Genomic DNA, 11489 nt, shown 5'->3' with positions numbered 1-11489 from the left:
AAATGAAACATACCGAAGCGCGCCACATCACCGGCACTGGCGAATACGGCCGACGCGCCGGGATGATCGAAATCATAGTAAGGCACTGGCGTGCCATCGACGTCGTAGCGTGTCGCGCCGACGGTATGCGCGTCGGCGACCACGCTGTGTTTCATCCCCAGCGGTGCAAAGACCTGTTGCTGCATGAAGTCCGCGTAGCTGCGGCCCGAAACACGCGACACCACGAAGTCCAGCAGTCCGTAACCAAGATTCGAGTACTGATAGCGCTCTGCCGGCGGACGAATGAGATTGGCATAGCGCTGGATGGTCAGGTCCATCGATGGGCGGCGCTCTGTCTCATCGGCATAGAAGAAATGAGCGTGCACCGGCAAGCCCGAAGTGTGATTCAAGACCCTGCGAACAGTCGCCTCTTTCGCATCGCCCATCCGTGCGGTCAGCTTGGCCTGGCCCAGGTAATCATCGATGGGCCGATCCAGGTCGACCTTGCCATCGCGCACCAGCGCCATGACCGCAGTTGCGGTCATGGGCTTGGTGATGGACGCGAGCGAGTACATCGTGTCCTTGGTCGCGGGCACGCGGGTGGCCAGATCCGCGAACCCGAAACTCTCCTCCCACAGAAACTCTCCTTTGCGAGTCACCGCCACCGACAGCGCCGGGACCTTCTCTTGCTGCATCTGGCGCTGAATTCGCTCCCGAATACAGCCCAGATCCTTGCAGCGATCCGTGAGTTGATCGGCTCGGGCCGTCGTGCAGACGGCCACGAGCACTAGCAGTGCTCGCGTGAGTTTCATGTCTGTCGTTACCAGCGGCCGCGAACGTTCAGCACGTAGTTTCTTGGCACGCCGTACACGTTCTCGCCCGTTGCCGTGGCAATGACTTGGTAGTAGGTTTTATCGAACAGGTTGTCGCCGTACAGGCCCACCGACCAGTTGTCGTTCACTCGATACTGTACCGATGCATTCCACACCGCATACGACGCCTGCGTGTACTCGTAAGGAACGTACGTAGTGCTGTTCAGCGATGCCAGTGCCGTGCCCGTCGCGGACGTCTCCGTTTGCGCCACTACGCCTGCGTTGATGGTCCAACGCGACAGCGCATTGGGCAGCTGCCAGGTGGTCCACAACTTCAGCATGTGTTCCGGCGTCTGATTCAAGTAGTAGGCACCGCTCGAGTACAGCGTGGTTGCGCCGCCGTTGTACTTGCTGGTGTTGTAGGTGTAGCCACCGAACACCTGCCAGCCCGGCAGCACCGTGCCGCTCAGCTCGGCATCGAAGCCTTCGCTTTCGATGTCGACTTGCTGGATGTAGCAGCAGTTCCGGCCATTGGAGCCGGCGAAGAAGCCGTAGCGCTGATCGAGTGCGCCCTGATCCTGACGTTTGACGCTATAGACGGCGAACGCCGCGTTGAGCACACCGAAGAACTCGCCCTTCACGCCCAGCTCGTAGCCATCGCCCGTCAACGGATCGAGCGGCGTGCTACCCGGCGGCGGCCCTTGCAGCAGGTTGGCCTGGGCACGGAAGGTTTGCGCGTAGCTGGCATAGACGGTCCAGTCCCTGGCGAAGTCCCAGCTCAACGCCGCGCTGGGAATGAATTTGCTGTCGTTGTAACGGGTCGAACTCGGGTTGCCGGTGCTGCCATTCGGATTGATGGGCAGATAGGTGTTTTCATAATGAAACTCACCATACCGGCCGCCTAACGTGAGCCGCACCGGTTCAGCGAGCTGCAGCCCGAGCGTGCCGTAAAAGCCGCGCTGCGTCTGACCGTTGTCCGGATATCGATACAGCGGTCGCGCCACCGGACGCGCATACGACGACGCGTCGAAGTTGAACACGTCGATGGTGCGAGTACTCGGATACTGATACGTCAACAGGTCGAACCCCTGCTCGCCGCTGCCATCGACGTCGGCATAGTCGGCGCCAACCGTGTAGCGATGCTCGAGACCGAACAGCTTGAACGTGCCGCTCACCGACAGATCGAGCAGATCCTGCACGGCGCCGAAGCGGGTCGAACTACCGAGCGCCATGGGCTCCGTGTTGGTCACGGGATTCACCGGACCATAGGAGTTCATCAGAGCGCGCTCAGTGTGCTGATCCAGGCGCGTGACATTGAGCTTGATCGTGCCCGTTTCGCCGAACTGCTGCTCCAGCCGCGCGAAGTATTCCTTGGTGGTGGTGTAGTTGTGATTCCAGTCGGGATTGAACGCGGTGCTGCGCGACAATTTCAGATCGGAACCATCGGCGTAGCGCGGCAGGCCTCTGAAGAAGAAGCCATCTTCCTTACGATTCTCATAGCTGGCGCCGATGATGGCCACCGTGCTGTCGGTGATGTCATATTCGGCCGTGCCGAAGAACATCTTCCGGTCGGACTCGGCGCGATCGTAGAAATAATCACGATTCTCATAGGCCGCCACGCCGCGAGCGCGCAAGCGACCATCGGAGGTCACCGGGCCGGTCACATCCAACTCACTGCGATAGGCATTCCAACGTCCCGCCGACAGGTTGAGCTGCACCTCTGCGTCACTCTTGGCGCGCTTGCGGACCAGATTGATCACACCGCCGGGCTCACCCGCACCGGTGTACATGCCATCCACACCACGCAGCATCTCGACATGATCGTAAGCCGCCGTATCCGGTGTGAGGTAGGAGCCGAAACTGCCGCTGATCGCGGGTGCGCCACCATCCATCTGCACGGTCTGCACGCGGAAGCCGCGAGAGAAATAGGCGTTGTCGGCCGAGGTGTAGCTCTTGACCGTGACGCCCGTCGTTTGCTTCAGCGTATCGGCCAACGAGGTGAGGTTCTGGGCTTCGATGCGTTCACGGGTCACCAACGTCACCGACTTGGGCGTTTCACGCAGCGACTGTCCCGACTTCGAACCAATGCTGACTTCACTGTCGAGCGTGCCGAACACGCTGATGGTTTCAATGACGGAGCTATTCTCGGCACCGACGGTCTGCGCCGTCGCCGCCAATGGACTGAACATGGTCATCAGCAACGCCGCGACCGAGAACCCGGATCTCACCGCACCGACCTCGGCCTGGGGCTCGAGCGGCGACAACACCACGGTGCGTCGATCGATGAACTCGAACTGCAGATCCGATCCAAGCAGCAGCCGCTGCAACGCTTCACGCGCACTGATCGTGCCTTTGACGGCGGGACTGGTGTAGCCGTTGACGATGCTCGCTTCATACGCGAGCTGTAGTCCGGTCTGATCCGCGAACTGGCGTAGCGCCTTGACCAAGGGTTGACGCGGGATATCGAAGACGGTGTTGACGTCATCGGCCAACGCAGCAGCGGCCGACAACGAGACACACGCAGCAAGAAGCAGTGATCGACAACGCATTAGCAGTCTCCCCAAAGTGGACATGTATTTGTCCTGTGGGTGCTACGACTGCCGGTGACGTGAAATCGTCACCTATTTATTTCTCGTTTCAAAGTCAGCTGCTGTGCGCTGTCAGCAGCCACGACCACGCGCTGCACTCTCTGCAGATAGCCGAGCAGCGCCTGCGGATCGTCGGCATCGAACACGCCATTGATCTGCAACGCCGCCAGCTGCGCATCGTCGATGCGCATGCTGACTCGGTTGTAGCGATTAAACTCGGCCACCACCGCATCGAGGCGTTCGTTCTCGAACGCGAGTCGTCGCTGTCGCCACGCCGTGGCCAGCTCGGTTTGGGACGGCGGCAACGCCTTGGTCTCCACAGCACCTGCCGCCACTTCCACTGACTGGCGCGCACCCACCAGTGTGGGAACCGCAGTGCCGGCCGAGGCCTCGTTCGAAGACACCTGAACCTTGCCTTCGACGACGGCCACTCGCATGTCACGAGCACGGCTGTATACGTTGAACTCTGTCCCTACCGCTCGCACTACACCGAAGGGGGTAATCACTTCGAACGGCCGGCTGGTATCGTGAGCGACCCGAAAGAAGGCCTCGCCCTGCGACATGTGGATCCGACGCGCATGCGCATCAAATGACACTTCGATGCGAGTCATCGTATTGAGCTGCACCAGAGAGCCATCGCTCAGCACCGTCGAACGTTGCTCACCGCGCTCGGTCGCAAGCACTTGCGCACCGAACCGGAATCCCGTCATCCATCCGGTGAAGACAGCACCGAGCACCACGAGCACACTGGCCGCGATGGCCAGTTGCGCCCGTCGACGCGACCGGCGCTGCGCAGGCTCCCGCTCCGTCGCTGTCATCTTGGTTGGGAACGACACGATGTTTGCTGACGCCCGCGCCTGTGCGACCAACTCGTCGGTCGATTGCGTCGTCCAGTCATCCGATGCGTGCAGCGTGCCCCACAACTGTGCCGCAGCCAGATACTCGCGCACATGCACTGGAGATTCGGCGATCCATTGATCGAACTCAGCGCGCTGCTCGGCGGACAGTTCCGACTCTCGCATCCGCGCGAACCATTCCGTCGCCTGCACCGTGACGGCATCTAATTGAACATCCGAGGTGTCGCTCATGGTGCCTCCGTGTGCTCCAGCTTCAGATCACGCAGGCGCTTCCTGCAGAACGCGAACGCCGTGTAAGCATGCTTCTTCACCATCGACTCGGACACTCCAATCCGGCCAGCGATGTCGCCGTACGTCAGTCCGTCGCGGATGTGCAAGATGACGATGGCTCTCTGGGTGGACGGCAAGTCCTCCACCACCGAGCGCAGCCGACGAGCCACTTCGGCCGAGACCGCGAGGTCCAGCGGCGTTTGTTCGGTCATCAGTTGTGCCGACAACATCTCGTCAGCGCCGGTCAGGGTCGTGCGCTGTCGCATGCGGTGCTCGTACAGCAGGTTGGCGGCGATGCGAAACAGGTAGGCTTCGGCATTATCGATACGGCGGGGGTCCGCCAGCCGAATGAAACGCAAATAGGTTTCCTGCGCGATATCACGCGCATCTGCGTCGCTGCGCAGCCTTCGCCGCAGGAAGCCGAGCAGATCCTCGCCGCGAGCCTTGAACAGGGCCGCCGCCAGATCCGCCGCACGCTGAAGTGGAATCACCGAGTACCTTGTTGCCCATGAATCGCTGGATCATTGCTAATCCCTGCTGATTCAGCGCCTTACCCTCAAGACCGCAGGCGCGCGACCGGGCTTCCGGCCCAACGGCTAGCAGTCTGCCAGCCCTATGACTGGCTGGCACGGCAAATCGGACAACACTTTTTTTAAAGCCGGCTCAACTCGCACCGACGACCGGAATTTCCGGACGCCAGAGCGTCAGCGCTTGGGTACGAGCGCTTGAATGCGTGCCTCGCCTTCCAACGGTGCGGAACGCGGTGGGCCACCCCGCATGCCGGGACCGCCCGGCGGTGGCATGCCGTTGGGACGATCTCCCGGCGGTGGTCCGGGCGGACGACCACCGGCACCCCCGGGTCCCGGCCCGGCGCCGGGGACCGGCGGACGATCGATGGAAGGATTGGCGGTGGGATCGACTCGCAGCGTTAACGCCGCGATGTATCGACCCTGCGCCTCACGCACCGTGCCCTCCACCGTGTCGCCCGCTTCGATCGCGATTCCGTCGTTGGAATTCAATGTGTCGCGCAGCTGGGCGCGACGATACGCCGGCAACTGTGTGTATAGAAACTCACTGAGCGCATCGGGCAGAAAGAACTGCGACGTGAGATTGGTCTTGGTACCGCTGATCACTTTGAAATGAATGTGTGTGGTCCGACCGCGATACCAGCCGGGATAGATACTGCGAAAAGTCACCAGGCCACTGGCATTCGCGAGCTGCGTGCCGCGCAGGAAGGTCTTGCCGGTGAGATCGGTCCCGCCATCCTCGCCTTGGCGCGAGTAGCCCGAATACAGACCCTGCGCATCACAATGCCACACATCCACTCGCGCGTTCGCGACCGGCCGGCCCGCCAGATCGAGCACAGTGAACGCGATATCCAGCGGCACGCCGGACAAGCCTTCAGTGATGTCAGCGCGCACCAGCTTCGGATCGAAGTAATACGGACCTTCGGTGGTCTGCGACGTGAGCGGCTGATTGCTCGTGGCGGTCGCGGCCGCCGCCGATGCCGAGCGCACCGGAACCGCCGCGACGCCGATGCCAGCGAGCCCAGAGACCAACAAGCTTCGTCGCTTCAGCAGGGGTGAGGAATCGTGATCGGACATGCGGCGGCACTCGAAATCGATGACAACGCCGCCGAGGATGCCCGATCGTGCCGGACTAGACTGTAAGCATCTGTGTCATTTCGTAACGTCTTAGCAGAGGTGGGGCTAGCGCCCACACCGGCCGTCGATCCGAGCCGCGCCCGATAGCTCGGGAAGCTCATAGAGCGCGTGGCACACCAAGGTCCGGTCGCATCGAGCGGTGAATCCCGCCAGCCAAGCGTCGGCGGACTTCGACGATCCGTCGGTGCTGCGCAATCGCTGCAACCGTCTGTCGATGTAGCGCTTATCCATGCACAGCGCATGCGTCGGCTGCGCGAACGTCATCTCGCTGGCAGATTCCAGAACCACGATGGCGTCGAGTTGGGTTTCAGCCGGCGCGCGCAACCCCACGTTGAAGCGCTCCATCGCGCTTGCGTCGCTCGCGCCGGTGCTGAGCAGCGAACTCAAGGGCACGCTGCCGAACGCCGTGCCAGCGAGATGAATTAGAAATGGTGTCGGCCACGAGTTCGCACGCGCATCGATACGCGACAGCACCGTAGTCGATACCGGCACGAGCGAAAACACTTTCGCTCCGTATTGAGTTCTCAGGATGGACATCTCCCAAGATTGACCCACCGGACCGGCACTCGGCTGCGTCTTGAACGCATGCATCTGGCCCTGGAGCACCAGCGCCTTGCGTCCCTTACGCACAACTTCTTCGGCGATTCGTCGCGCCACCCAGTAGTCCTCACGCGCTTCCGGCTGGATGGATTGCCGAACTTGCACCTCGAAGTCAGCGCGTGATTTCACTTTCGACCAGTCGATGCCGGGACCAGCCAGAATCACACGCAGCGGCCGCTTCGTCGGAAACGTGAGATTCCTGGCCCGCACCGCCCAGAACAGCTCTTCGTACATCGGCACATCGAACACGCCGACGGGATTTGCATCTTCCCAGACTCTGCGCAGCTGCTCGTACGGCACCGGCTCACCGGCGACGAATCGATCCATCGTTGCCTGGTGTGTGGAGCTGCCCGCCTCGACCACCACATCGTTCACCAGATCGATGACGCGCGGCTCTCGAATCAATCTCAGCCAGAATCTGCCGTGGGCCTCCAGCTGGTGCACCTCGCCAACCGCGATGATTTGATGGTCGCTCAACGCTGCGACCACCGCCTCGATCGGCTCCTCCGCCACCGCCGGCCGCAACGACGTCGCTGAGACTTGCACTGACAAGAGCATCGCGAGAGCGCCGACCAAGCCGGCGACGAACGTGTTCATGACGAGCGGCTACCAGGCACCCTTCAAGGACAAGATGAAACTTCTCGGCTCGCCATACCAATTGCCTCGACGCGCATCGCCGAGTGTGCGGTAGTAGGTCTTGTCGAACACGTTGGTCAGATTGAGCGCCAACGACCACGTGTCATTGAACTCATATTCGCCGCGCAGGCTGACCGTGGCGTACGGATCTTGATGGAAGCTATACGGCGTGGATGTGAGCAACTGACCGGTCACCGGATTGTAGGTCGCCAGCGAGCCGACGATCGACGTGCGGCTCTGAGCGTTCACCCCGCCGCCGACCTTCAAACGATCCAATGCACCGTCGAACTGATAGGTGCTCCAGAGCTTGAGCATATGCGTCGGCGTGCGCGGCATATACGAAGCACCGAGGTTGCTGCGGTAGCCGGACTTGTATTCGTTTTCGTTGTACGTGTAGCCGGCGATCAGATTCCAACGTCGTTGCAATCTGCCGCTGACCTCGATATCGGCACCGCGACTTTGCACCACGCCCTGCGACAGGTAACAACAGGTCGAACCGAGTCCACCCGTACCTGGCGCGTAGCTGGAATCCAGCACGGCCTGATTCACGCGCTCGATCTGATATACCGAAAGCTGAGTCGCGGCACGGCCATCGCCAAGATCGCCTTTGAGACCGAATTCGATATTCTCGCCGGTCATGGGATCCAACGGCTGTCCCGGCAGCGGGCCGGCCAAGTTAGTCGCCTGCGATTGAAACGCCTCGGAGTAACTACCGTACACGACCCAGCTGCTCGGCAACTCGTAAGTGACACCGAAATACGGCGTCAGCACGTCGCGGTCCTGATAGCGGATGAGCGCGGAGGTAAGCGTTTGGCCCGCCGTACCGAACGTGAAGTAGTCATTCCAGGAGCTGAAGTTGCTATAGCGAGCCCCGGCGAGCACGCGCATCGGCTGCAGCACTTGGAAGCTGATGTTGGCATAGATGCCATTCTGCTTCTGGCCGAACGACTCCATCCCTATTGGAAACGGCGTACGACCAGGCTCGGTAAACGCATTCGAGTCGAACGCAAACGGATTGGCGGTGGCGACGACCCCGCTGCCGTAACGGCGTGCGCGAATGGCGCTGTCCTGCCAGTCCGCACCCACCGCCACCCGATGCGTGCCACCCCATAAATCGAAACTGCCGCGCAATGTGATATCGGCCACATCCTGCACGGTGCGCCCGACACCATTGTCGAGATACATGTTGAGCAACGAGGTCACGGGATTCACTGCGCTGAACGCGACCAGGAAGTTGTAGTCGGTGTCGCGACGATCACGCATCGTGTTCAAGCGCAGGCTCCAACGATCGCCGAGTTGCTGCTCGATGCGAGCGAAAAAGCCCGTCGTCGTCGAATCCAATCGGGACCAATCGGCCGTCAAGCCCCTCTCGCGCGGCAAGCGCAGATCGCGCCCATCGCCGTAACGAGGCAAGCCGAATCCAGCAAACGGCGATTGACTGTCATCGTAACTGCCGCCGACCGTGAGCAACGTGCTCGGCGTCAGATCCGTTTCCAGCACGCCGTAGATGAGGCTGCGATTCTTGCTGTCCTCGATGCTCTCCTGAAAGAACCGGCTACGCTCCTGCATGTACACCACGCGGCCGCGAACCCGACCGTCCCAGGCGACGGGCCCCGAGGCATCCAACTCCCCGCGATAGTTGTCCCAGCGCCCGATGGACGCCGACAACGACACTTGATCGTTCTTGGTGGGGCGCTTACGTACCAAGTGCACGGTGCCGCCGGGCTCGCCATTGCCGGAGAACAACGCATCGGCGCCGCGCACCACTTCGACCTGCTCGTAGATGGCCATGTCGGCCATCTGGCTGTAACCGATGTTGTTGACTCGAATCGGCGAGCCGCCATCGATCTGGAAACTGTCGATGGAAAAACCGCGCGAGTAAAAGAACGCGTTGGTATTGCTCTGCTGAACGACAGTGACGCCGGTGGTCTGTTCGAGCACGGCCGAGACGCTGTTGAGGTTTTGCTCCTCCAGTTGCTCACGCGTCACGATGCTCACGGACTGCGGTCGATCTTTCAGCGTCTCGCCGGTGCGCGAGCTAAGAATAGGATCGGTGATGGTCGTGCCGTGCACGAACACTTCATCGATCTGACCCTCGACGCTGCTGCGTGCCGCATCGGAGGCAGGCACCGAGATCAGAATGGCGCCGCTGGGATGAACGGTGACTTCCAATGCGGTGCCTTCGACCAACTTCTGCACCGCTTGCTGCGTGGTGAGTTCGCCGCGCGCGCCGTCGGTGCGAATGCCCTTGAGTTGATCCGGGGAATAAACAAACTCGACACCGGACTGCGTGGCGAGCATGCGTAGCGCCGCTGTGAGATCGCCCGCTGGAATATCGAGCTTGCTCGGTGTCTCGGCAGTCACTACCACCGGCATGGACATCGCGCAGGCCAACGCAATCAGAGAACGAATACCCGCTGCTTTCCGCATCTCAAATTCCCCTTCGCACTCGTGGTGCTGTCTCGTTGCCGATTGAGACGAACGGGGTCCTGAAATCCTGCGAAGCTCTAGCGCGCGTTGAGCACAATCTCATCCTGGCGACGCTCGACATCGACGGGAAAGCCCTTCTGCAACAGCCACAAGAAGGCATCGGTATTGTCGGTGCGAAATTTACCGCTGATGCGCAGCCCGCCAATCGTGGGACTCGCGATCACGATCTTACGAGCGTTGTAACGGTTGAACTCCGCCACCGCCTCCGCCAGCGTCATGGTTTCGAACGCCACGTAGCCCTCGCGCCAGCTCAGCAGCTTGTCGATCTCCGAACTGACATCGGGGCGCACACTGACGTCATCATCCTCGGCGGTCTGGGCAATGCTGCCCGCCTTCAACAAGGTTTCTTTGGGTCGTAGCACCGCCCCCCCGCCGGTTTCGACACGCACCGACCCTTCAGTCACGACCACTTGCACGCCCGAGTCGGTTCGTCGCACTGAAAACTTGGTGCCGACCGCGACGATCCGCTTGTCCCCCGCCTCGACCACGAACGGCCGCGACGCATCCTTGGCAACGTCGAAGAAGGCTTCGCCTTGCGTCAACGAGATTCTTCGCTCGTGCTCGCGTAACGCCACTCTGATACGGCTGTCGGTATTGAGTATGACGTGCGAACCATCATCCAACGCCACCGAGTCGAGCCCGCCGACCGGGGTCGAGTAACGATCGTCGGTGAGCAATCCCGTGCTGTAAATGTAAGTTGCGATGACACTCACCACGAGGACTGCCGCCGCAGCATACCGCCCGAGCTGCGTTCGCGAGCGCGGCTCAACCACAGCAGAAGATTTCAGCGGCAGTGATTCGCCTCCCGGAAATCGTTGGTCACCCCACGAACTCCGCGGCGGTACGACGCCTTCAGGAACGCCAGCACCGAGCGCTTGCAGACGCGCAAGTTGCTCCCATGCGGTCTCGACCCGAACGTAGTGAATACGATGCGCGATGGCCGCCTCGATCCAGGCATCGAACGCCGCCTGATCCGCCTCGCTCCATGCACTGCCTTGACGCTTCGCAAACCAGCGTCGGGCCATTTCTTCTATCGATTCGCTATCCATGCTCGCGCTCACTTTCCGAATCTCGGCTCGCGCCGCTGTCAGCGGCCTGCTCGTGTCCAAACACTGCTGACATCAACACCCGCAGCCCGCGGCATAAATGACTCTCGAGCGTGCCTTCACGCATGGCAAGACGCGCAGCCGCATCCCGTTGCGACATGCCTTCCACCCGACGCAGCCAAATGACGTTACGACAATCGTCAGTGAGTTGATCGAACGCACTTGCGAGCCGTCGCAGCTCCTGCCGAGCGCTCATGCGCTGCTCGGGAGAAATCTCATCGACCAACGCGTCGAGGCACCGGGGGTCCTGGGTGTAGTCGATGGACACGACTCGCTCACGCCTGGCTCGATCCGCCATCAGATTGCGCGCGGTCGTGAACAAGAACGCTTTCGGCGCCAACGGCCGTGCCTTGCTCGCGCCCTCGTAGATGCGCACATACACTTCCTGCCGCAGATCGGGGATCTCGGCGGCATTGAACCAGACACGCTTTAGATAGCGCGTCAACGCCGCCTCGTGCGGCAGGATCTCGGTCGCGAACCAGTGATC

The 11489-nt window shown here is 61.3% G+C and carries 9 protein-coding genes; all 9 read right to left on the bottom strand.

Features of this window, described 5'->3' with window-relative positions:
* Positions 1 to 791 (bottom strand): serine hydrolase domain-containing protein (locus tag JNL55_RS09275; protein WP_293852323.1); only part of this gene is annotated, 791 nt, incomplete at its 3' end.
* An 8-nt stretch (positions 792 to 799) separates the two neighbouring features.
* A complete protein-coding gene (locus JNL55_RS09270; RefSeq protein WP_293852321.1) occupies positions 800 to 3340 on the bottom strand; it encodes a TonB-dependent siderophore receptor in 2541 nt (846 codons plus the stop codon).
* A 68-nt stretch (positions 3341 to 3408) separates the two neighbouring features.
* A complete protein-coding gene (locus JNL55_RS09265) occupies positions 3409 to 4467 on the bottom strand; it encodes a FecR family protein (protein WP_293852319.1) in 1059 nt (352 codons plus the stop codon).
* A complete protein-coding gene (locus JNL55_RS09260) occupies positions 4464 to 4997 on the bottom strand; it encodes an RNA polymerase sigma factor (RefSeq protein WP_293852317.1) in 534 nt (177 codons plus the stop codon). The genes JNL55_RS09265 and JNL55_RS09260 overlap by 4 nt, the downstream gene beginning before the upstream one ends.
* 213 nt (positions 4998 to 5210) lie before the next feature.
* Complete coding sequence (locus tag JNL55_RS09255; RefSeq protein ID WP_293852316.1) at positions 5211 to 6110, bottom strand: intradiol ring-cleavage dioxygenase; 900 nt, start codon at positions 6108 to 6110, stop codon at positions 5211 to 5213.
* Positions 6111 to 6215: 105 nt separating this feature from the next.
* Positions 6216 to 7367: a hypothetical protein gene (locus tag JNL55_RS09250; protein ID WP_293852314.1), complete on the bottom strand. Its 1152-nt coding sequence runs from the start codon at positions 7365 to 7367 to the stop codon at positions 6216 to 6218.
* A gap of 9 nt (positions 7368 to 7376) precedes the next feature.
* A complete protein-coding gene (locus JNL55_RS09245; protein WP_293852312.1) occupies positions 7377 to 9836 on the bottom strand; it encodes a TonB-dependent siderophore receptor in 2460 nt (819 codons plus the stop codon).
* Positions 9837 to 9913: 77 nt separating this feature from the next.
* Positions 9914 to 10945, bottom strand: coding sequence for a FecR family protein (locus JNL55_RS09240; RefSeq protein WP_293852310.1), 1032 nt, complete (start codon positions 10943 to 10945; stop codon positions 9914 to 9916).
* Positions 10938 to 11489 (bottom strand): RNA polymerase sigma factor (locus JNL55_RS09235; protein ID WP_293852308.1); only part of this gene is annotated, 552 nt, incomplete at its 5' end. The genes JNL55_RS09240 and JNL55_RS09235, both read right to left, overlap by 8 nt.

Origin of the sequence: Steroidobacter sp., from assembly GCF_016790065.1 — a bacterium.
Taxonomy (GTDB): domain Bacteria; phylum Pseudomonadota; class Gammaproteobacteria; order Steroidobacterales; family Steroidobacteraceae; genus Steroidobacter.
This window is presented reverse-complemented; position numbering and strand designations above follow the sequence as displayed.